Raw genomic sequence first — 21,467 nt, forward strand, 5'->3', positions numbered from 1 at the left:
CAAATAACACTTTTGGATTATATGTAAAAATGTGACGCAGATCACAAAATTTAATGATTTTTATAGTATTAATGTAAAAAAGGTATTTATGGTAGAGAGTAATTTGTTGGGGATTGTGGTGGGGAGTTTAAAGTGCTAGAGTGGATATATCTATGATTTAGAATGTTTTTATTGATAAATAATGATATTGAAATCTAAGAATAGGGTTTGGTTTGGCAGTAAACAATAGGTCAGATAACATATCTGACCTATTGCTTAGAGAGCCACTTTTTTCCGTTCTGCTTTTAATGAATCTTCAATTTCTTTAATCCAATCTAATTCAAATTGAGTGAATCCCGCTTGTAAGCGAGCATCAGTATTAATAACCCCTTTAAAGATAACAATACGATATTGGCGTAATAATTCAGAAAAGCTTGTTAATGGATCGAGTTGGCGTTTTGCTGATAAAGCATGATACCAGTGGTTACCAATGGCAACATGACCAATTTCATCATTTAGAATAATATTCAAAATTTCTACTGCACGAAAATCTTTGCGTTGTGCCATCTTTTCACGTAATGGTGGTGTAGCGTCTAACCCTCTTGCTTCTAATACACGAGGAACTAGCGCCATTCGTTGCCAAATATCATGTGCAGTGGCTTGAGCCATCTCCCAAAGCCCTGAATGAGCTTCAAAATCGCCATATTGGTATCCAAGCGCTTGCAGATGTTGATTGACTAAACCGAAATGATAGGTTTCTTCATGGGCTACGCGTAGCCAATCTTTGACAAAGGCAAGGCCTTGTCCTAATTGTTGTTGAGCAGCTAAACCAAAGCGCCAAGCAGCATCTAAACCAAGATTAATCGCATTAAATTCAATATGCGCTATGGCATGAAATGTCGCTGCATAACCTTCTGGTGTTGAAAATGCACGTTTTGGGACAGCTTGTGGGGCAACTAATTGCGGTTTATCAGGTATTCCTACAATTTCTTGTTGTGGTGTTACTACAGGATAATTTTGTTCATCATTGAGTAATTGCCATTGCCAATCCGTAGCCATTAATTGATTCACTAACCGACATTTGGTGGCAGGATCTTTTTCTGCTAATGTAGTTGTAATGGCTTGCCAAAACTGAGCTGCTTCCGTTTTCATCATTATTGTTCCTTAATATAATTCCGTAGAGGATTGCTGTTGTACTAAAGCAATTTTACGTTCTAAATAAGCGATCATTTGTACTGCAATATCTAACTTACTTGTTTTTTCAATTAATTCTAAGCCAGGGCTTGCATTGACTTCTAAGATCATTGGACCTTGTTTGGTTCGAATAATATCAACGCCAGCCACATCTAAGCCGATAACTTTCGCAGCTTGAATCGCAAGATCTTGTTCTTGTTGGCTAAGTTTAGCTGGAATCGCACTGCCACCACGATGGAAATTGGCACGAAATTCACCGACTTTCCCTTGGCGTTCCATTGCAGTTACAACTCGATCACCAATTACAAAACAACGTAAATCATGACCTTTGGCTTCGGTAATAAATTGTTGGGCTAATACCGGAATAGCAGCGTGTTTTAAGGTTTCCATAACACTGATGGTACTATTATTATCGCTCATTAACATCACACCGATACCTTGTGATCCGGAGAGGGTTTTTAAAATTGCTGGAGTCCCAATTTGATCAGCGATTACTTCAGCATTCACTTCACAACCACCTAATGCCGTGGTTGGTACGGGAAGGTGATGTTGATGTAATACCTGTAAACTTTGCCACTTATCACGCGCTAAAGCAAAGGCCTCAGCATGGTTTAAGATGGGGGTATTACGATAAGCAAAATAGCGCAATACGCGGCAGCCCATTTCGGTACTGGCAGTACCAAAACGGGGAATAACGCCATCATAATCGGGTAGGAGCTGATATTCTGTGCTATTTGCTGCTTGGTAATAGAGTTTTTGTTGCGCATTGTGAGCTAAATAGAGAATACAACGATTAGGATCGAGAATATCGATCTGATGACCACTATTTAACGCAGCCTCTTGTAAACGCACACAACTATATAAACGAGGCTCACGGCATAACATTAGTAGTTTCATGTTATTTTTTCGCAAAACCTTGTCTATGAAGATAGTCTAATACTGCAGGGCGTACAGGTTTATCTAATGCTTTAATGACATTTTTGCTCCAATTATTATCAATATTGCTACGAGCAAGATAGTAATCAGCGGTAACTTGATCAAATTCAGTTAATTTTTGTTTATCTAATGGTTGGTAATGATTTTCAAAGAACATTAACTCTTGTGGTAAGCGTGGTTTTAGTGGTGGGTCTTGATTTGGGTAACCTAAACACATCCCAACCAATGGCAAAGTATGTTTAGGAAGTTGTAATAATTCCCCGACTTTTTCCATTTGATTACGTAACGAACCAATATAAACCCCACCTAAGCCTAATAATTCAGCAGAAGCTAAAACGTTTTGTGCCATGATACCCGTATCGACAGCACCAATTAATAACACTTCTGCCCAGTCTAATTGTGCATCAGGGAAGATTTCTGCGTGTTTAGCAAAATCAACGCAAAATACCCAAAATTCAGGCGCTGAATAGACATATTCTTGATTAGAACACCATTGCATAATTTGTTGACGCATGGCAGAGTCAGTGACTCGAATAATGGATACGCATTGCAAATGGTTTGATGATGAAGCCATACGTGCTGATTGAATTAATTGTTGGCGAATATTGTCATCAATAGCTTTATCTTGGAATTTACGGATAGAACGGTGAGAATGAAGTGTTTTTACTGCTTGTTGTGACATAGTAAACCTCGAAATATTATCAATTATTCTTTAGATCGATATATTATACCAATCGTTATAATGCTTAAAATAGTTTTCCCCTGATTCGTGTCAGTGGGGTAGAATACTCTCGTTTTCATTCATAAGTTAAAAAGAAGGAGTCAATTATGTATACTGTTATTTTCGGTCGTCCAGGCTGCCCATATTGCGCAAGAGCAAAAGAATTGGCAGAAAAATTAAAAAATACTGTTGAAGATTTTGATTATCGTTATGTTGATATTATTGCAGAAGGTATCAGTAAAGCAGACCTTTCAAAATCTGTTGGTAAAACAGTAGAAACTGTACCGCAAATCTTTATTGATGAAAAACCAATTGGTGGTTGCACTGATTTTGAAGCATTAATGAAAGAAAAATTCGGTGTAGTTGCATAATCATAACCGCTTAATTAAGTAGAACAGTAAATAAAACGGAAAGGCATTTGTCTTTCCGTTTTTTTATCATTATTGCTGAATTAATTTTGAAACTAAATCAACTACTTGTTTATTTTCAGCTTCACTTAATTTGCCTTCTTTAGCAAATTGTACTTTCCCTTGCTTATCCAAGACTAAAATTAACGAATTTTCTGGTTGTAATTGCCAAGTTTGTTTTACTTGACCATTATCATCAACAATTACAGCAGTGTAAGGAAATTCCTTTTTCCCTTTTTCGGTTTTACTTTTTGCCATACTGCTCATACCTAAAGTAGCATCAGCGGTATTGACAATCGTTGTGGTTTGATATTTATCGTGCGGAAAATTGGCGGCTTTAATTTTATCCATTAACGGATCATTAAGCGATTTTACTGAAATGCGCCCTGCCATATGTTGTACTACACGTACTTTGCCAGGTAATGTACTGCTGTTCCACGCTTGATAATTCACTTTATCACCATTTAGTAACACTTCACCACTTTGCACATTGGTTACTGGGGTTGGCGATTGACCAATAACTAAATTATGTGCCATTGCAGATAGAGGCAATGCTAAACTGATTAATGCGATTTTTTGTAATGTTTTCATTAAGTTGTCCTTTTGAATAAAAATAGATAAATCTAACCATTAAGCTGTGGTTGTGATTTCTTCAAAGAGTATAAAATAAAAATAAAAGTCACGCCCAATACTAAAGTAATACCAATCCCAATTTTCCAAGTAATCTGTTCATGTAAAAACAGAATAGCAAAGAGAATCCCAAAAATCGGTTCGAGTGCTGAGATTACGCCTGAAATATTAGCAGACACAAACGGTAAGCCATTATTCCATAATTTTGGTGCTAACCAACTGCACGCAATACCTAAATATAACAATGCCATCGTATCTATAAAAGAAGGTGTAAATTGCCACTGTTGGTTAAGGATTAGAGTAAAGGGAATACAGAAGATCATACCAAACATAATTGTTGCTGCGGTATAACTCCGAGAGGGGATCTCTTTCATAATGTTTTGAGCCCAACGTACAGTAAATGCAAAAGTAATGGTTGAGGTCAAGATTAGAAAACATCCCCAAGCATCAATCTGGCTATTGGGATCATCATCACTAACAACAAGAGAAATACCGATAAAAGCGAGTAAACCAAGCAAATATTCTATTTTACTGGCTTTTTCTTTAAAAAAGAGATGCCCAACAAACACCATAATCAGTGGTTGTAAGCCTAACATTGTGACTGCACTAGAGGCAGATGTATATTTTAACCCTATGAATTGTAACAAAAAAACTAACGGATAATTTAAAAAAGCAAGGATTGCGAGGCTTTTGTATAGATGAACGGGAATTTTGCGAAAAAAACGCAAAAATGTCGGCAAAATAATTAACGCTGCAATACAAAAACGAAGCTGCACTAAAATAACTGGTTCAAATGAGTTGTAAGCCAATTTACCAATTGGGAGTGAACTACCCCAAATTGCAATTGCAATAAACAGAGGAAGCATTATTACGCCTTGCTAGTGAAATAAAGCTCGCATTATAAGACTGAAAATAAAATTGTCGCAACCTGATTTATTTATTGGTATCTATTGTGGCAAATCTGTTAGACTTATTATGCAAATTTGTTTAGACTGAACGCTTTCTGAAAAATTGTATTTTTGCACTGATTTTTGGCTTTTTTATGCTGAAATGGGCAAAAGTATGATAAATTAAATTTGTTAACAATTTTGTTTCATCATCTTGCTATATAAATGGAGAAAAATATGTCGTGGAATGATTCAGGACAGGATCCTTGGTCAAAGCCTGGTAGTTCTGAGCAAAAGAATGGTAAAGAAAATAATCCTTCTGGACAGAATCAACAACCCAATCAACATCAAAACAATGATAACCCACCAGATTTATTAGAAGAACTTGCTAAGTTTTTCAACAAAATGAGCCAAGGTGGACAAGGCGGTAATAAACAACAACGTTCATCTAACACGACTATCTCACCTAAAGGTTTCGGAAAATTAGCGATTGTTGCTGTGATTGCTGCAGTATTACTTTGGTTTGCCAGCGGTTTTTACACAATTAAAGAAGCTGAACGTGGCGTAGTATTACGTTTTGGTAAATTAGAAAAAATTGTGCAACCAGGGCTTAATTGGAAACCTACTTTTATTGATACCGTATTACCAGTTAATGTGGAAAGAATTAGCGAATTAAAAACGCAAGGTTCAATGCTAACACAAGATGAAAATATGGTGACGGTCGAAATGACGGTACAATATCGTATCCAAGATCCTGCGAGTTATTTATTCCACGTCGTTGATCCTCAAGATAGTTTAAGTCAAGCGACTGACAGTGCATTACGTTATGTGATTGGTCATATGACAATGGATAATATCTTAACCACAGGACGTTCTGTAGTGCGTGAACGTACTTGGAAATCATTAAATGAAATTATTAAACCATACAATATGGGCTTAGAAATTTTAGATGTGAACTTCCAATCTGCACGTCCACCGGAAGAAGTCAAAGATGCGTTTGATGATGCGATTAAAGCACAAGAAGATGAACAACGTTTAATTCGTGAAGCAGAAGCTTATGCGAGAGAACGTGAGCCAATAGCACGTGGTAATGCGCAACGTATTATTGAACAAGCAACGGCTTATAAAGAGCAAATTGTGTTAGATGCGAAAGGGGAAACCGAACGTTTTACTAAATTAATTCCTGAGTTCAAAGCGAACCCGCAATTATTGAAAGAGCGTTTGTATTTAGAATCAATGGAAAAAGTGATGGCGAATACGCCAAAAGTTTTACTGGATAATAATGGAAATAACTTAACTGTATTGCCATTAGAGCAATTATTGAAAAAAGGTAAGACAACAACAGAAACTCCTGTAAGCAATGGTAAAAGTGAGTCCGCTAAAACGCCGTTAGAGATGCCTAAAGCGCCAAGCAATACTCAAGAAAAAGAGCCAACTATTGATGCTGATCGTCAAGGGAGATTTTAATGATGCGTAAGTTTTTAGTACCGATTATTGTTGTAATTGCAATCATTTTATATACCAGTATTATTGTTGTGCCTGAGGGGGCGAGAGGGATTATGCTGCGTTTTGGTAAGGTGCAGCGTGATGCGGACAATAAAGTGGTTGTTTATAACCCGGGTTTGCATTTTAAGATTCCAGTCATTGATGGCATTAAGATTTTAAATGCACGTATTCAAACACTAGATGGACAAGCTGATCGTTTTGTTACCGTAGAGAAAAAAGACTTATTAGTGGATTCTTACGTGAAATGGCGGATTGTGGATTTCGGTAAATTCTTTACTTCTACTGGCGGTGGCGATTATTTACGTGCCGATAGTTTATTAAGACGTAAAGTCAACGATCGCTTGCGTTCAGAAATTGGTTCCAGAACAATTAAAGATATTGTGTCTGGTACACGTGGTGAATTAATGCTAGATGCAAGAAAAGCATTAAATACAGGAACAGACAGTACCTCTGAACTTGGTATTGAAGTGATTGATGTACGGATTAAACAGATCAATTTACCAGAAGAAGTTTCTTCTTCGATCTACCAACGTATGCGTGCAGAACGTGATGCCGTAGCGCGTGAACACCGTTCACAAGGTCAAGAAAAAGCGGCATTTATCCAAGCAGATGTGGATCGTAAAGTCACCGTGATTTTGGCTAATGCAAATAAGAAAGCACAAGAATTACGTGGTGAAGGTGATGCTGTCGCTGCAAAAATTTATGCAGATGGTTTCGGACAAGCGCCAGAATTTTATAACTTTATCCGTAGCTTAAAAGCGTATGAGAAAAGTTTTGCTCAATCTGATAACTTGTTGATAGTGAAACCAGATAGTGAGTTTTTCAAATTTATGCAACGTCCAGCAGGACAAGAGTAACCGAAAAGCCTCAATAAGAGGCTTTTCTTATGTCCGATCAAGGAAGCATAGATTAAATTTGTAGTTTTAGAATAGCGGTAGTAAAGTATTCCGCTGGAAACCCTTTTGTTTAAATGAAATCACAACCTAAAGGTAAAATTATGGGAAAAAGTGTAGCAGTCCTTGGTGCTCAATGGGGCGATGAAGGAAAAGGTAAAATTGTTGATTTATTAACAGATCGTGTGAAGTATGTGGTACGTTATCAAGGCGGACATAACGCAGGGCATACTTTAATTATCAATGGCGAAAAGACCGTATTACGTCTGATTCCATCTGGTATTTTGCGTGATAATGTTACTTGTATGATTGGTAATGGTGTTGTGTTATCGCCATCAGCATTAATGCAAGAAATGGGCGAATTAGAAGCACGTGGTGTTGAAGTGCGTAGCCGTTTACTGATTTCTGAAGCTTGTCCATTAATCTTACCTTACCATGTTGCAATGGATCATGCGCGTGAAGCGGCATTAGGCAAAAAAGCGATTGGTACAACAGGGCGTGGAATTGGTCCTGCTTATGAGGATAAAGTTGCTCGTCGTGGTTTACGTGTTGGTGACTTATTTAATATGCCAGTGTTTGCAGAAAAATTAAAAAATATCCTAGATTACTATAATTTCCAATTAGTTCATTATTATAAAGTTGAACCAGTGGATTATGACAAAACGCTTGCTGACATCACTGCTGTTGCAGATGTTATTAAAGCAATGGTAGCGGATGTGACGACAATTCTTCACCAAGCAAGAGAACGTGGCGATAAAATTTTATTTGAAGGTGCACAAGGTACAATGCTAGATATTGACCACGGTACTTATCCATACGTAACTAGTTCCAATACTACCGCAGGTGGTGTGGCAACAGGTTCAGGTTTTGGTCCACGTAATCTTGATTATGTACTTGGTATTATTAAAGCTTACTGCACACGTGTAGGTGGTGGTCCATTCACTACTGAATTATTTGATGAAGTAGGTGCAGAAATTGCACGTAAAGGTAATGAGTTTGGTGCAGTAACAGGTCGTCCTCGCCGTTGTGGTTGGTTTGATGCGGTAGCAGTACGTCGTGCGATCCAACTTAACTCCATTTCTGGTTTCTGTATGACGAAACTTGATGTATTAGATGGCTTTAAAGAAATTAAAATCTGTGTGGCGTATAAGATGCCAAATGGTGAAATTCTCGAATATGCACCATTAGCCGCTGAAAAATGGGAAGGGGTTGAGCCAATCTATGAAACCTTACCTGGTTGGTCAGAAAATACTTTTGGTGTGACAGATCTTGCTCAATTACCAGAAAATGCACGTAAATATATTAAACGTATTGAAGAAGTGACTGGGGTACCTGTCGCGATTCTTTCTACTGGTCCAGATCGTGTACAAACTATGATCTTACAAGATCCATTTGCTTAATTGATACTATGTGTTGAGATATGGCTATTCCATAATCTGGAATAGCCATCTTTTTATCTGATTATTTTGTTTATGCGTCTATTTATTGCGGAAAAGCCAAGTTTAGCCAGAGCAGTTGCTGAAGTTTTGCCAAAACCACATCAACGAGGCGATGGATTTATTCGATGTGGGGAAAATGATTATGTCACTTGGTGTATTGGGCATTTACTGGAACTTGCAGAACCAGATGCATACAACCCACAATTTAAACAGTGGCGTTTAGAACATTTGCCGATTATTCCCGAAAAATGGCAGTTTTTTCCGAAAAAAGCGACAGCTAAACAACTTTCAGTGATTACGGATTTAGTTAAGCGTGCTGAGATTATTGTGCATACGGGAGACCCAGATCGTGAAGGGCAGTTATTAATTGATGAGCTATTTGCTTATTTGAACTTACCTAAAACACGTATTGATCAAATTCAACGTTGCCTAATCAATGACTTAAATCCAACTGCGGTTAGTAAAGCAATTAATAAATTACAATCTAATCAAGAATTTCGTTCATTAACTATTTCTGCATTAGCTCGCTCTCGAGCAGATTGGTTATATGGCATTAATATGACCAGAGCTTATACATTGCGAGGGCAACAAGTTGGCTATAAAGGTGTATTATCGGTAGGGCGAGTACAAACGCCAGTATTAGGCTTAATTGTCAGACGAGATTTAGAAATAGAACATTTTGTACCAAAAGATTTTTTTGAAGTACAGGCGAATATCTATTTTTCAGCAGAAACTGTTGCGCAACAGCCACCTGTCACAGGATATCCATTTAAAGCACAATGGAAACCGAGTGAAGCTTGTGAGCCATATCAAGATGAAGAGGGGCGAGTATTAGTCAAATCGTTGGCTGAACACGTTGTAAAACGAATTCAGCAAAAGCCTGCTATCGTCACTGAATATCAGAATAAAACAGAAAAAGAAACCGCACCGCTACCTTATTCATTGTCAGCATTACAAATTGATGCTGCAAGAATGTATGGTATGTCGGCACAAGAAGTGTTGGATACGTGTCAGCGTTTGTATGAAACCCATAAAGCGATTACTTATCCTCGTTCGGATTGCCGTTATTTACCAGAAGAACATTTTGTGGAAAGAGAAGCGATTTTTGCGGCGATTAGTGCAAATTGTCAAGATTATCAAACCTTTGCTGAGGGATTTAATGCGGAACAACGCAATCGTTGTTGGAATGATAAGCAAGTAGAGGCTCATCATGCAATTATTCCTACACAAAAACAGAATTTACGTCTTAGTGAGCGAGAACAAAAGCTGTATCAACTCATTGCTCGCCAATATCTGATGCAGTTTTATCCTGATGCTGAATATCATAAGACTAAAATTAGTTTAACGATTGAAGGCGGTGTTTTCGTTGCTCAAACTCGTGGGCTCGCTAATGCCGGTTGGAAACGATTGCAGGGTAAGGATGAAAATGATCAACAAAAAAATATCGCGGCTTTACCGGTAGTGAAAAAAGGTGATCAACTGTATTGCTTAGATGCGGACGTGATAAGTAAGAAAACTCAACCACCAAGTTATTTTACGGATGCGACTTTACTATCCGCAATGACAGGGATTGCTCGCTTTGTGCAGGATAAAGAGTTAAAGAAAATCTTGCGTGAAACCGATGGCTTGGGTACAGAAGCAACTCGTGCAGGAATTATTGAATTATTATTTAAACGTGGCTTTTTAGTGAAAAGAGGACGTTATATTCATAGTACGGATGCAGGAAGAATTTTAATCCAGGCATTACCAGAGATTGCAACGCAGCCAGATATGACGGCACACTGGGAATCACAGTTAGATCAGATTTATCGTAAGCATTTGAATTATCAAACTTTTATGCAACAGCTGACCAATCAATTACCTCAGTTGGTCAGACAAATTGATTTACAAAAATTAAGTTCTTTGCGTACGGTAACACCAACGCAATCATCAAAAGCCATCAGAAAGCGTAAATAGATTTACGCTTTACCCTGCTAAGACTAATTCAATATCCATATTTTTAATTGTTTTTTGAATGTTATCAGGTAATTGAGCATCGGTAATTAAGCGATCAAAAGCTGTTAATTCACAAATCCAGAATGTTGCTAATTTGCCATATTTAGACGAATCGCTCACTAATGTTTTATGCCGACTTGAACTTAAAATTGCACGTTTTACCGCAAGTTTGCTTTCATCGGGTGTAGTGAGACCTTTTAAGCTCCAAGATGAAGTGGAAACAAAAGCAAGATCAATCGAGATATTACGTAAAAATTGTGCAGCTAATTCACCAACCGCGGATCGATTTAATTTATTGATTTTCCCACCAGTATGGATTAATTCACCTTTACCTTGGCTAATCAAAAAGTCAGCGACTGCAAAATCATTTGTGATAATTAACAAATCTTCACGTTCTGCAATATGGCGTGCAATTTCTAATGTTGTGGTACCTGCATCCAGATAGATTGTGGAGTTTTCAGGAATTCGTTCAGCTGCGTAGTGACCAATTTTTTCTTTTTCTCTTTGGAATAACAAAGATTTAGCCGTATGGGTTGGTTCAACAGCTAATCGCTGTTGGAGTTGTACCCCACCAGAAACTGAAATTACAGCGCCTTTTTTTTCTAATGCTTGAATATCTCGCCGAATCGTCATATGCGATACGTTTAACATTTCCATTAGGCTATTGATACTGACAATATTTTGTTGATTAAGGAGTGTTAAAATATGTTTTTGGCGTTCTGCAGGAATCATCTTAGTTATTCTCATACTATTTTTTCGTCATTATATCCTTGATATTTCTATCAATTCAATACAGCAGTTGCATAAATCAATACACCTTATCTTGCGATTCCTTTATTTTTCTTATCTTTTGTTCACAAAAATAACCACTAAATTTGTTAATTATTGTTAATAAATGTGATCTTGATCGAAGAATTAGAATAATGGATAGAGTAGTATTATTGACATCAATAATAGAACAACTCAAAGGAGATATTAAAATGACATATTCAGTAGCCGTTGTTGGCCTAGGTGCAATGGGAATGGGTGCAGCATTATCTTGTGTAAAAGCAGGGTTAGACACTTATGGCGTTGATTTAGATGAAAAACTTTTAAATAAATTAAAAGAAGCTGGTGCTAAAGGTGTTGCAAAAAATGCGGCAGAGTTCGCAGATAAATTAGATGCTGTTGTGTTATTAGTTGTGAATGCAAAACAAGTAAACCAAGTGTTATTTGCTGATAATGGTTTAGCTTCACAACTAAAACCAGGTACAGTTGTGATGGTTTCTTCAACAATTTCAGCACAAGATTCAAAAGAAATTTCACAAAAATTAACAGAATTAGGCTTAATTATGTTAGATGCACCAGTATCTGGTGGTGCAGCAAAAGCAGCTGTTGGTGAAATGACCGTAATGGCAGCGGGTTCAGAGGAAGCCTTTGCTAAATTACAACCTGTGTTAGATGCAGTGGCAAGTAAGGTTTACAACATTGGTACAGAAATTGGTTTAGGGGCAACCGTTAAAATTATTCACCAATTACTTGCTGGGGTACATATTGCCGCAGGTGCAGAAGCGATGGCTTTAGCTGCTAAAGCAGGTATTCCGCTCGATTTAATGTATGACGTAGTCACTCATGCAGCAGGTAACTCTTGGATGTTTGAAAATAGAATGAAACATGTTGTTGATGGTGACTATACCCCATTATCAATGGTGGATATTTTCGTAAAAGATCTTGGTTTAGTTAATGATACAGCGAAATCATTAAAATTCCCGTTACACCTTGCAAGTACAGCGTACAGTATGTTTACCGAGGCGAGCAATGCGGGTTATGGCAAACAAGATGATAGTGCAGTAATCAAGATTTTTAGTGGCATTGAATTACCACAAAAACAGGAGAAATAAGATGTTAGGGGTAATCGCAGATGATTTTACTGGGGCAAGTGACATTGCCAGTTTTCTAGTAGAAAACGGCTTGCGAACAGTACAGATGAATGGTGTGCCAACTGGGGCATTAGAACAAGAAGCGGATGCTATTGTGATTAGTTTAAAATCGCGCTCAAATCCAGTAGCAGAAGCTATCCAACAATCTTTAGCAGCATTGCATTGGTTACAAAAAAATGGTGCAACCCAATTTTATTTTAAATATTGCTCAACCTTTGATAGTACCGCTGAGGGCAATATTGGGCCAGTAACTGATGCCTTATTAGATGAATTAAACGAAGATTTCACCATTATTACACCAGCATTACCGGTGAATGGACGCACTATCTTTAATGGTTATCTATTTGTAGGACAAGTGTTATTGAATGAATCAGGAATGCAAAATCATCCAATTACACCAATGACCGATGCAAATTTGTTGCGTTTGATGGATCGTCAAGCGAAAGGCAAAACAGGATTAGTCCCTTATGCTGATGTGATTAAAGGAGCTGATCATGTTAAACACTGTTTTGAGCAATTAAAACAACAAGGTTATCGCTATGCGGTTGTAGATGCAGTGGATAATTCACAACTTGATGTCTTGGCACAAGCAGTTGATGAGATGAAATTAGTGACAGGTGGTTCAGGATTAGCCGCTTATATGGCACAACATAAAGCACAGGGTAAACAACATCAAGCTTTTGTGCCAACTAAAAATAAAACTGTCATTTTATCGGGTTCTTGTTCAGTGATGACAAATAAACAGGTGGCTGATTATCAAGCGAAAGCAGCAAGTAAGTGGCTGGATGTTGAACAGGCACTTACCCGTGATGACTATGTTGAAACGTTGTTTAATTGGGTAGTTGAGCATCTTGATGGCGCTTATGCACCATTGGTTTATGCCACAGTACCACCAGAACAATTAAAACAGATTCAACAAAAATTTGGGGCAGATATTGCTAGCCAAGCGATTGAAAGAACTTTTGCTCAACTTGCGGGCAGATTACGTGATTATGGTGTAACCAACTTTATTACTGCGGGTGGAGAAACCTCAAGTATTGTAGTGCAACAACTCGGATTTAAAGGTTTCCGTATTGGTAAACAGATTGCGCCAGGCGTACCTTGGTTAGCGGCTTTAGATGCACCGATCTATCTTGCCCTAAAGTCAGGTAACTTTGGGAAAGAGGCTTTCTTTAGTCAAGCACAGGAGATGATGCAATGAATGAACAAGAAGTTAAAACATTGTTAGTCGAACTCTCTCGCTCTTTGTTTGAACGTGGGTTTAGTGTTGGTGGTGCAGGTAATATCTCAGTACGTCTTGGTGAAAATCGCTTTTTAGTTACTCCAACAGGTTCATCATTAGGGCGTTTAAAAGCAGATGAACTTTCTGTAATTGATGGTGAAGGAAATGTGTTAAGTGGGAAAAAACCATCAAAAGAGTATTTCTTCCATTTGGCACTTTATCAAAAGAAACCTGAATGTAATGCAATTGTCCACCTACATTCGACTTATTTGACAGCATTATCTTGTAAGGCTGATTTGGATTATAGCAATGCGATGAAAGCCTTTACACCATACTATGTGATGCGAGTCGGTCCATTACCAGTAATTCCTTATTATCGCCCGGGTGCAGCAGAAATTGGACGTGATTTAGCTGCTAAAGCGGATCAAAGTAAAGCCTTTTTACTTGCGAATCATGGTGTTGTGGTTTGTGGTACGGATTTACAGGATGCCGTTGATAATACAGAGGAATTAGAAGAAACCGCAAAATTACTCTTCATCTTACAAGGGCAAAATGTGCGTTATCTTACTGATGAAGAAGTGAACGACTTAAAAAATAGGGGGAAATAATTATGCCTAAATTTGCTGCTAATTTATCAATGATGTTTACCGAGCTGCCTTTTTTAGATCGTTTTGAAGCTGCGGCTAAAGCAGGGTTTAAATATGTAGAATATTTATTCCCTTATGAATATCCAGCAGCAGAACTTAAAGCAAAATTAGATCAATATGGCTTAAAACAAGTGTTATTCAATACTGCGCCAGGCAATATTGCCGCTGGTGAATGGGGCGTTTCAGCAATACCAGGACGAGAAGCAGAAAGCCATCGGGATATTGATAAAGCGTTAGAGTATGCGATAGCGCTAGAGTGTCCAAGAGTTCTTGTTATGGCTGGTGTGGTACCAGATCCAAAAGAGTATGCAAAATATAAACAAACATTTATTGATAATGTTCGTTATGCTGCAGATAAGTTTAAACCTCACGGTATTGATGTGATGTTAGAAGCATTAAGTGCAGCTGTTAAACCAAATTATTTATATGCAAGTCAATATCAAACACTAGAGTTAATTGATTTGATTGACCGAGATAATGTGTTTGTTCAATTAGATTACTTCCATGCTCAAATTGTCGAAGGTAATTTGTCACAGATAACAGATGACGTAAAAAGCAAGTTAGGTCATATCCAAATTGCTTCTGTGCCAGATAGACATGAACCAGATGAAGGTGAAATCAATTATACCCATATTTTCAATAAGTTAGATGAAATCGGTTATGACGGTTGGGTGGGTTGTGAATATAACCCAAGAGGAAAAACCGAAGATGGGTTAGGTTGGTTTGAGCAATATAAGAAATAGTGATAATAGCGAGGAAATAATATGAAAATTGTAATTACTGGTGGACAAGGCTTTTTGGGTCAAAGATTAGCTAAGACTTTATTACAACAAGAAAAAGTATTAATTGATGAGCTTATTTTAGTTGATATTAATGAACCAGTTATTCCTAATCAAGATAAGCGTGTCCGTAGTGTAAAAATGGATTTGAGATCACCAGATTCAGTTAAAGAGATCATAACTAAGGATGTAGATGCTGTATTCCATTTAGCAGCGATTGTAAGTAGTCACGCAGAAGAAGATCCAGATCTTGGTTATGAAATAAATTTTTTATCAACACGAAATTTGTTAGAAAGATGTAGAGCAGTTAATCCTAAGATTCGCTTTATTTTTTCTAGTTCATTAGCTGTGTTTGGTGGAAAACTACCAGAAGTAATTGAAGATCAGACAGCGGTTACACCTCAATCAACTTATGGTTCACAAAAAGCAATGTGTGAACTATTAATCAATGATTATTCTAGAAAAGGTTTTGTTGATGGCATTGTTTTACGTTTACCAACGATTTGTATTCGCCCAGGAAAACCAAATAAAGCAGCATCATCGTTTGTAAGTGGCATTATACGTGAACCATTAACAGGTGAAATGGCTAATTGTCCTGTAGATAAGTCTTTAGCGTTGTGGTTGTCTAGTCCTGACACAGTGATTAACAATTTTATTCATGCTTTATCTTTGCCATCTTTAGCACCTAGAGATTGGCATGTCATTAATCTTCCTGGATTCACTATTACCGTAGAATCTATGTTAAATGAATTAGCACTGATTAAAGGGGAGGAAATTCTTAATAAAGTTACTTACCAATTTGATTCAAAAATTAACGATATTGTCGCAAGTTGGCCTGCAAAAATTGATATTGCTAGAGCATTATCGCTAGGTTTCTGTGTTGATAATAATTTTGCTGATGTTATTCATCAATTTATAAATAAAGATCTATAACAGGAGAAATCACTATGTTTGGTTTACCGATTCCTATAGTAGGATTAATTATTGCTGTAGCAGTATTATTATATTTGGTATTACGTACGAGAGTACACGCATTTATAGCTATGCTGATAGCATCAGCAATTGCTGGGTTAGTTGGAGGCTTAAATGCCTCTGATACATTGTCTGTTATTTCTAAAGGTTTCGGTAGTACTTTAGGCAGTATTGGTTTAGTTATTGGCTTAGGCGTTATGATGGGTAGTATTCTAGAAGTATCTGGTGCAGCAGAGAAAATGGCATATAGCTTTATCAAGTTCCTAGGCAAGAAAAGAGAAGAGTGGGCTTTAGCGATTACTGGATATATTGTAAGTATTCCAATTTTTGTGGATTCTGCATTTGTAATTTTATATCCAGTAGCAAAAGCATTAGCTAAAAATGGCAAACGTTCACTTCTCACTTTAGGGGTTGCTTTGGCTGGGGGATTGGTGGTTACTCACCATACTGTTCCACCAACACCAGGCCCATTAGGTGTTGCTGGTTTATTTGGGGTAGATGTTGGTGCAATGTTATTACTTGGAATGTTGTTTGCCATTCCAGCAGTGATTGGGATTGTTTTTTATGCTAAATGGTTAGATAAAAAATATCCGGAATTCAATCAACAAGTTTTTAGCGAAGAAGAATTAAAACATAAATATGACAATTACATTGCAGAGAAAGAGAAAAAAGACCTACCAAGCCTCACTCTTTCAATGCTACCAATTGTGTTACCTATTGTTCTTATTTTCATCAAAGCAATTATTGACTTATTGATAAAACAAAAAGTTTTCCCTGAAATGGCAAACGGTTATTTTTACCAAATTATTACCTTTGTGGGAAGCCCTATTACTGCATTAGCTATAAGTGTTTTAGTTGCTGTATATACTTTATTGCCTAATGTTGATAAACATACAACGTCACTTCATCTAGAAGAGGGAGTAAAAACAGCAGGTATTATTTTACTTGTAACTGGTGCTGGTGGTGCATTGGGAGCTGTTTTGAGAGATAGTGGAGCAGGAAAACAACTTGCAGAGCAAGTAGCTAGCTTACCTATTTCTCCAATCTTAATTCCATTTATTGTTTCGACACTTGTCAGATTTATCCAAGGTTCTGGTACAGTTGCGATGGTTACTGCTGCATCTATTTCAGCTCCTATCCTAATGGCTATGCCAAATGTAAATATGTTACTGGCTGCACAAGCTGCAACTATGGGATCACTATTCTTTGGTTACTTTAATGATAGTTTATTCTGGGTCGTTAACAGAATGATGGGGATTAGTGAAGTGAAAAAACAAATGATAGTTTGGTCTATTCCAACAACTATTGCATGGGCAATTGGCGGTAGTTGCGTAATTATTGCAAATCTTATTTTTGGAACAGATGGTTCAGTACTTGATTTAGTATTCCCATTGGTTGTACTTGCTGCAATTGTATTATATGTAAGATTACAAAATAAAAAGTTGTAGTAAATATTAATTTTATGATTATATTAATCCCCAATTTTTATTGGGGATTAATATTTTGTGAGCGTTATTTCAAACACACACTAAAATCATCAGCAATCTGCTGTAAAAATGCACTATAAGAGCCTTTACCTAAAGACACTTTTTCTCCCATAGGGTCGAGTTTTCCAACTTTAACATCAGTGCCTTTTTGTAAGGTTTCAATGACTTTAGGTGTAAATTGCGGTTCTGCAAATAAACATTGAACTTTATGTTCCTCAATTTCTTGTTTAATTTCCGCTAATTTTTTTGCACCTGGAGCAATTAATGGGTTAATGGTGAAATAACCTGTTTGTTTTAGACCATAGGCATTTTCAAAATAACGATAAGCATCATGGAATACATAGAAACCTTTATCAGCAAAAGCCGAAAGTTGTTTACTAAGTTTGTTATTTTTCTCAGTTAATTGTTGAGTAAACTCTGCGAGATTAGCAGTAATTTTTTCTTTTTGTTGTGGATAATGTTGGATAAGTTGTTCAGCTAATTGTTCTGCAACACGTTGGCTAATTGCTGGTGAGAACCATACGTGCCAATCTTGTTCTAATTCTCCATGTTCATGTTCATGTTCATGTTCATGTTCATGTTCATGTTCATGATCGTGATCAGAATGTTGATGGTCGTGGTCGTGGTCGTGACCATGTTCATGATCGTGGTGATGAGCAGAAGTTTCACCAAGTAGCGACTCAAGCCCTTTAATATCACTGATAGTTAAAACCGTTTTTGGATCACGCTTTTCAATTGATTTTTCTAAAAAGGCATCAATATCCTCACCAACCCAAAGTACAAACTCAGCATCACGGACACGTTTTACATCAGATGGTTTAAGGCTGTAATCATGAGGAGAGGCGCCAGCTGGCACTAAAACTTGAGTTTGTGTGACACCATCTGCAATAGATGAAGCAATAAACCCTAAAGGACGAACTGATGTCAGGATATCAGCATTGGCTAAAGTAGTAATTGCATAGGCAGATAAAGCTAATGTAATTTTATTAATGTTTTTCAATGATTTAGACATATAAATTCCTCACATACAGTAATTAAGGGCAATTAAACTATGCCTATTTAATCTAAAAAGCAAGCGTTATTCTGTAAAAGAGAGTAAATGTAATTGAGAGGGATTATCATTAAATGCCCTTATCAATGGTTATAAGGGCGAGTTAGTTTTAGAGTTTAATCTTTCTTAATCGATTAGCATTAACCACAACAGTCACAGAACTACATGCCATCGCTAATGCTGCCCACATTGGATTTAATAAACCTAATGCAGCGACAGGAATTAAAATCACGTTGTAAATAAAAGCAAAAAATAAGCTCAATTTAATGTTGTTAAAAATGGCTCTAGCAATATGGATTGCATTCACTAACGTTGTTAATTGGGTGTTTAACAAAGTGAGATCAGCGGTTTCCATAGAAACTTTTGCTCCGCTTCCCATAGCAATTGCAACATCAGCTGTCACGAATGCTTGAGCATCATTAACACCATCACCTACCATTGCAGTAACTTGATGTTGTTGGCTTTGTGCAATATTTTCAGCTTTATCCTGAGGGGTTGCTTGAGCAATGATCTTATCAATCCCAAGTTGTTGTGCAAAGGCATTAGCGGTTTGTGAATTATCCCCAGTTAGCATAACACATTGGATACCCATTGCTTGTAGCTGTTGTAAGGCAGATAACGCATCAGGTTTAATTTGATCGCTGATAGCAAATACATTCACTAACTGCTGTTGTTTGGCTAAAAAGACAAGACTAGCGGCATTTTGTAAATGCTGCTGAATAAATGCTTGGCTTGCTGCAATATCAATTTGTTGTTCTTGCATAAAGCATAGGCTTCCTAGTAACCATTGTTCATTGTTAATCGTTGCTTCCAGCCCTTTCCCTGCAATACTATTGGTTGCTTGCACAGGGATTATAGATACCTTGTGTTGTTTAGCAAATTGGATAATCGCATCTGCTAACGGGTGAACCATTTGTTGCTCAATACTTGCAGCAATCGATAAACTGGATAAATCATCTTTCCAGGCAGCAGTAACGCTAGTTTTGCCAGTAGTTAGTGTTCCCGTTTTATCAAAAAAGATACGCTGAACTTTCGTTAATTGCTGTAATCCGTTGGCTTCTTTAACTAAAATCCCTAATTTGGCAGCTTGTCCAGTACCAACAATAATGGACATCGGAATAGCGAGTCCTAAAGCACAAGGACAGGAGATGACTAATACTGATGTCGCTGCTAATAAGGCATCACTAAAAGTTGCACCAAAACTTAACCAAACTATACAGGTAATAACAGCAAGCCCAATTACTACGGGAACAAAAATCGCTGCAATTTTATCTACTAAAGTTGCTAATTGTGGCTTAGAGGTTTGAGCCTGATCGATAGTGTGGATCATGTGGGCTAATGTGGTACTGCGCCCTGTTTGTGTGGCAAGAATTTGCCCACCACCATTATTCACTAAAGTTCCTGCTATGACAGAATCGCCCACCATTTTTTTAATTGGTTGAGATTCACCAGTTAGCATTGCTTCATTTACCCATAACTCTCCTAATTTCACTGTGCCATCAACTGGAATTTTATCGCCAGTTTGTAATTGAACCAGCATATTAGGTTTAACCTGCTTGGTTGGAATAGTAATAGGGTTGCCATTTTCAATTACCGTAGTTTGATTAGGGAGTAAATCCATTAAGGCAGAAAGTGCTTTGCTGGCAGATTTTTTACCTCTGCTTTCTAAAATTTTGCCAATATTCACAAAACCGATCACCATTAATCCTGCATCAAGGTAGAGATGATGCTGAGAAAAAGCGTGTGGAAAAAGAATAATACACAATGAAAGTAGAAAACTGGTTAAAGCTCCTAATGCTACTAAGGTATCCATTGAAGTTGTTCTATGGCGTAAGTTAATCCAAGCTCGAACAAAGAAATGTTTACCTGAATAATAAATTGCACCAGCTACAATTAAACTGATGATTGAGTAAATCACCTGATAGGTGGCAGGTTGTTTAACGCCAAGTTGAGTATAACTTGGTAACCAATCAAACCACATCGCAAACATAAGCGCAAAGCCTACAATGAGAGCGACAGTAGCTTGCCTACTTTTATGTTTAATTTGTTGTTGAAACTGTTGTTCGATGCGTGTTGCACGAGTAATTTCATCCTCAAGTAAATCTGCATGATAGCCCGCTTGGCTAACGGCAGCACAAATTTGTTGAGGATTACCGCCAATTACAGTTGCGGTATTATCAGCAAGATTTACACGCGCGGAAGCCACTTGATCTACTTGTCGAATTGCCTTTTCGACTTTTGCGACACAAGCAGCACAAGACATTCCTTCAATTAAAAAAAGTTGTTCATCAGCGGATTCACTGTGTTGAACGCTTTTTTGAATTGGTTGGTCAGAGAGAGAAGCTAATGATTCAACGTGTTGTAGCGCTTGAGATTGTTGCGTTGGTTCAACACGTTGATTAGCTACTTTGCTGAGAATCCAGCTTGTTCAACTGCCTGAATTAAGGTTTCGAGAGTAGCATCTCCATAAACTTTAGCACTGGTTTTTTCCACCTCTGCATAGACAACATCATCAAGATTTTCTAATGCAGTACGAACGCTTTTGACACAATGTTGGCAGTTTAAACCTGATAATGAAAGGGTATGACTTGGTGTGGTTGCTACTTCTGCTTGATAGCCCGCTGCTTCAACAGCGTGAATTAAGGTTTCTGCGGTGGCTTCTCCTTCTACTTTAGCATAATGTAGAGAAACTTTTGCTTGTTGTACGCCATTTACGGCATTAAGTGCATTAGTGACACTTTTAACACAATGTTGGCAAGATAAGTCAGCAAGTTTAAGTAAAATCATCATTATTTCTCCTTAT

20 protein-coding genes are annotated in these 21,467 nt (G+C 37.4%); 11 read left to right on the top strand and 9 right to left on the bottom strand.

From position 1 onward, the window contains the following. Nucleotides 1-255: 255 nt before the first annotated feature. The 3 genes from PF272_RS05060 to nfsA are packed head-to-tail and all read right to left on the bottom strand — an operon-like array spanning nucleotide 256 to nucleotide 2,791. Complete coding sequence (locus tag PF272_RS05060; protein ID WP_271141894.1) at nucleotides 256-1,131, bottom strand: ferritin-like domain-containing protein; 876 nt, start codon at nucleotides 1,129-1,131, stop codon at nucleotides 256-258. 12 nt (nucleotides 1,132-1,143) lie between these two features. Continuing rightward, nucleotides 1,144-2,070, bottom strand: a complete 927-nt coding sequence (locus PF272_RS05065) for an ATP-grasp domain-containing protein (protein ID WP_271141875.1) — start codon at nucleotides 2,068-2,070, stop codon at nucleotides 1,144-1,146. Between the two features lies 1 nt (nucleotide 2,071). Further along, nucleotides 2,072-2,791, bottom strand: coding sequence for an oxygen-insensitive NADPH nitroreductase (gene nfsA, locus PF272_RS05070; protein ID WP_271141876.1), 720 nt, complete (start codon nucleotides 2,789-2,791; stop codon nucleotides 2,072-2,074). Between the two features lie 146 nt (nucleotides 2,792-2,937). Here nfsA and PF272_RS05075 point away from each other — a divergent pair, with 146 nt between their 5' ends. Next, a complete protein-coding gene (locus PF272_RS05075; RefSeq protein ID WP_065237022.1) occupies nucleotides 2,938-3,201 on the top strand; it encodes a GrxA family glutaredoxin in 264 nt (87 codons plus the stop codon). Between the two features lie 69 nt (nucleotides 3,202-3,270). Here PF272_RS05075 and PF272_RS05080 read toward each other — a convergent pair whose 3' ends face one another. Together PF272_RS05080 and PF272_RS05085 are read right to left on the bottom strand one after the other, a co-directional pair. After that, the gene (locus tag PF272_RS05080; protein WP_271141877.1) at nucleotides 3,271-3,828 is read right to left on the bottom strand and encodes a YtfJ family protein; all 558 of its coding nucleotides are present in this window, start codon (nucleotides 3,826-3,828) and stop codon (nucleotides 3,271-3,273) included. Between the two features lie 32 nt (nucleotides 3,829-3,860). Continuing rightward, nucleotides 3,861-4,733 carry a DMT family transporter gene (locus tag PF272_RS05085; RefSeq protein WP_065234596.1) on the bottom strand — a complete coding sequence of 291 codons (873 nt, stop codon included), beginning with the start codon at nucleotides 4,731-4,733 and terminating at the stop codon, nucleotides 3,861-3,863. A 258-nt stretch (nucleotides 4,734-4,991) separates the two neighbouring features. On the opposite strand from PF272_RS05085, the gene hflK reads away from it, so the two are divergent. From hflK to PF272_RS05105, 4 genes are all read left to right on the top strand, one after another. Further along, a complete protein-coding gene (gene hflK, locus PF272_RS05090) occupies nucleotides 4,992-6,221 on the top strand; it encodes an FtsH protease activity modulator HflK (protein WP_271141878.1) in 1,230 nt (409 codons plus the stop codon). A gap of 2 nt (nucleotides 6,222-6,223) precedes the next feature. Beyond that, the gene (hflC, locus tag PF272_RS05095; protein WP_271141895.1) at nucleotides 6,224-7,117 is read left to right on the top strand and encodes a protease modulator HflC; all 894 of its coding nucleotides are present in this window, start codon (nucleotides 6,224-6,226) and stop codon (nucleotides 7,115-7,117) included. A gap of 140 nt (nucleotides 7,118-7,257) precedes the next feature. Next, nucleotides 7,258-8,553 carry an adenylosuccinate synthase gene (gene purA, locus PF272_RS05100; RefSeq protein WP_271141879.1) on the top strand — a complete coding sequence of 432 codons (1,296 nt, stop codon included), beginning with the start codon at nucleotides 7,258-7,260 and terminating at the stop codon, nucleotides 8,551-8,553. Between the two features lie 72 nt (nucleotides 8,554-8,625). Next, the gene (locus tag PF272_RS05105) at nucleotides 8,626-10,548 is read left to right on the top strand and encodes a DNA topoisomerase III (RefSeq protein WP_413789427.1); all 1,923 of its coding nucleotides are present in this window, start codon (nucleotides 8,626-8,628) and stop codon (nucleotides 10,546-10,548) included. Between the two features lie 9 nt (nucleotides 10,549-10,557). Here PF272_RS05105 and PF272_RS05110 read toward each other — a convergent pair whose 3' ends face one another. Further along, nucleotides 10,558-11,319, bottom strand: coding sequence for a DeoR/GlpR family DNA-binding transcription regulator (locus tag PF272_RS05110; RefSeq protein WP_271141896.1), 762 nt, complete (start codon nucleotides 11,317-11,319; stop codon nucleotides 10,558-10,560). A gap of 248 nt (nucleotides 11,320-11,567) precedes the next feature. Here PF272_RS05110 and ltnD point away from each other — a divergent pair, with 248 nt between their 5' ends. From ltnD to PF272_RS05140, 6 genes are read left to right on the top strand one after another with little or no spacing between them, the layout of a single operon-like run. Beyond that, the gene (ltnD, locus tag PF272_RS05115; protein ID WP_065239264.1) at nucleotides 11,568-12,467 is read left to right on the top strand and encodes an L-threonate dehydrogenase; all 900 of its coding nucleotides are present in this window, start codon (nucleotides 11,568-11,570) and stop codon (nucleotides 12,465-12,467) included. 1 nt (nucleotide 12,468) lies between these two features. Then, nucleotides 12,469-13,707, top strand: coding sequence for a 3-oxo-tetronate kinase (otnK, locus tag PF272_RS05120; protein WP_271141880.1), 1,239 nt, complete (start codon nucleotides 12,469-12,471; stop codon nucleotides 13,705-13,707). Further along, nucleotides 13,704-14,336, top strand: a complete 633-nt coding sequence (gene otnC, locus PF272_RS05125) for a 3-oxo-tetronate 4-phosphate decarboxylase (protein ID WP_271141881.1) — start codon at nucleotides 13,704-13,706, stop codon at nucleotides 14,334-14,336. The genes otnK and otnC overlap by 4 nt, the downstream gene beginning before the upstream one ends. A gap of 2 nt (nucleotides 14,337-14,338) precedes the next feature. Further along, complete coding sequence (gene otnI / locus PF272_RS05130) at nucleotides 14,339-15,118, top strand: 2-oxo-tetronate isomerase (protein WP_271141882.1); 780 nt, start codon at nucleotides 14,339-14,341, stop codon at nucleotides 15,116-15,118. Between the two features lie 21 nt (nucleotides 15,119-15,139). After that, nucleotides 15,140-16,087, top strand: coding sequence for a D-erythronate dehydrogenase (gene denD / locus PF272_RS05135; RefSeq protein WP_271141883.1), 948 nt, complete (start codon nucleotides 15,140-15,142; stop codon nucleotides 16,085-16,087). A gap of 14 nt (nucleotides 16,088-16,101) precedes the next feature. Beyond that, entirely contained in the window at nucleotides 16,102-17,574 is a 1,473-nt protein-coding gene (locus PF272_RS05140) for a GntT/GntP/DsdX family permease (protein WP_271141884.1), read from the top strand. Between the two features lie 64 nt (nucleotides 17,575-17,638). On the opposite strand, the gene znuA is transcribed toward PF272_RS05140, so the two are convergent. From znuA to PF272_RS05155, 3 genes are all read right to left on the bottom strand, one after another. Then, a complete protein-coding gene (gene znuA, locus PF272_RS05145) occupies nucleotides 17,639-18,625 on the bottom strand; it encodes a zinc ABC transporter substrate-binding protein ZnuA (RefSeq protein WP_271141885.1) in 987 nt (328 codons plus the stop codon). Nucleotides 18,626-18,773: 148 nt separating this feature from the next. Beyond that, nucleotides 18,774-21,083, bottom strand: a complete 2,310-nt coding sequence (locus PF272_RS05150; protein ID WP_271141897.1) for a heavy metal translocating P-type ATPase — start codon at nucleotides 21,081-21,083, stop codon at nucleotides 18,774-18,776. Beyond that, nucleotides 21,068-21,454 carry a copper ion binding protein gene (locus PF272_RS05155; RefSeq protein ID WP_271141886.1) on the bottom strand — a complete coding sequence of 129 codons (387 nt, stop codon included), beginning with the start codon at nucleotides 21,452-21,454 and terminating at the stop codon, nucleotides 21,068-21,070. The genes PF272_RS05150 and PF272_RS05155 overlap by 16 nt, the downstream gene beginning before the upstream one ends. Between the last annotated feature and the right edge of the window lie 13 nt (nucleotides 21,455-21,467).

It is taken from the genome of Gallibacterium faecale, from assembly GCF_027920745.1.
Classification (GTDB): Bacteria; Pseudomonadota; Gammaproteobacteria; order Enterobacterales; family Pasteurellaceae; genus Gallibacterium; species Gallibacterium faecale.

What these genes read in the sequence shown, in the direction of transcription:
- PF272_RS05060 (WP_271141894.1), bottom strand. Translation starts at nt 1,131, where the DNA reads ATGAAAACGGAAGCAGCTCAGTTTTGGCAAGCCATTACAACTACATTA.
- PF272_RS05065 (WP_271141875.1), bottom strand. Translation starts at nt 2,070, where the DNA reads ATGAAACTACTAATGTTATGCCGTGAGCCTCGTTTATATAGTTGTGTG.
- nfsA (WP_271141876.1), bottom strand. Translation starts at nt 2,791, where the DNA reads ATGTCACAACAAGCAGTAAAAACACTTCATTCTCACCGTTCTATCCGT.
- PF272_RS05075 (WP_065237022.1), top strand. Translation starts at nt 2,938, where the DNA reads ATGTATACTGTTATTTTCGGTCGTCCAGGCTGCCCATATTGCGCAAGA.
- PF272_RS05080 (WP_271141877.1), bottom strand. Translation starts at nt 3,828, where the DNA reads ATGAAAACATTACAAAAAATCGCATTAATCAGTTTAGCATTGCCTCTA.
- PF272_RS05085 (WP_065234596.1), bottom strand. Translation starts at nt 4,733, where the DNA reads ATGCTTCCTCTGTTTATTGCAATTGCAATTTGGGGTAGTTCACTCCCA.
- hflK (WP_271141878.1), top strand. Translation starts at nt 4,992, where the DNA reads ATGTCGTGGAATGATTCAGGACAGGATCCTTGGTCAAAGCCTGGTAGT.
- hflC (WP_271141895.1), top strand. Translation starts at nt 6,224, where the DNA reads ATGCGTAAGTTTTTAGTACCGATTATTGTTGTAATTGCAATCATTTTA.
- purA (WP_271141879.1), top strand. Translation starts at nt 7,258, where the DNA reads ATGGGAAAAAGTGTAGCAGTCCTTGGTGCTCAATGGGGCGATGAAGGA.
- PF272_RS05105 (WP_413789427.1), top strand. Translation starts at nt 8,626, where the DNA reads ATGCGTCTATTTATTGCGGAAAAGCCAAGTTTAGCCAGAGCAGTTGCT.
- PF272_RS05110 (WP_271141896.1), bottom strand. Translation starts at nt 11,319, where the DNA reads ATGATTCCTGCAGAACGCCAAAAACATATTTTAACACTCCTTAATCAA.
- ltnD (WP_065239264.1), top strand. Translation starts at nt 11,568, where the DNA reads ATGACATATTCAGTAGCCGTTGTTGGCCTAGGTGCAATGGGAATGGGT.
- otnK (WP_271141880.1), top strand. Translation starts at nt 12,469, where the DNA reads ATGTTAGGGGTAATCGCAGATGATTTTACTGGGGCAAGTGACATTGCC.
- otnC (WP_271141881.1), top strand. Translation starts at nt 13,704, where the DNA reads ATGAATGAACAAGAAGTTAAAACATTGTTAGTCGAACTCTCTCGCTCT.
- otnI (WP_271141882.1), top strand. Translation starts at nt 14,339, where the DNA reads ATGCCTAAATTTGCTGCTAATTTATCAATGATGTTTACCGAGCTGCCT.
- denD (WP_271141883.1), top strand. Translation starts at nt 15,140, where the DNA reads ATGAAAATTGTAATTACTGGTGGACAAGGCTTTTTGGGTCAAAGATTA.
- PF272_RS05140 (WP_271141884.1), top strand. Translation starts at nt 16,102, where the DNA reads ATGTTTGGTTTACCGATTCCTATAGTAGGATTAATTATTGCTGTAGCA.
- znuA (WP_271141885.1), bottom strand. Translation starts at nt 18,625, where the DNA reads ATGTCTAAATCATTGAAAAACATTAATAAAATTACATTAGCTTTATCT.
- PF272_RS05155 (WP_271141886.1), bottom strand. Translation starts at nt 21,454, where the DNA reads ATGATGATTTTACTTAAACTTGCTGACTTATCTTGCCAACATTGTGTT.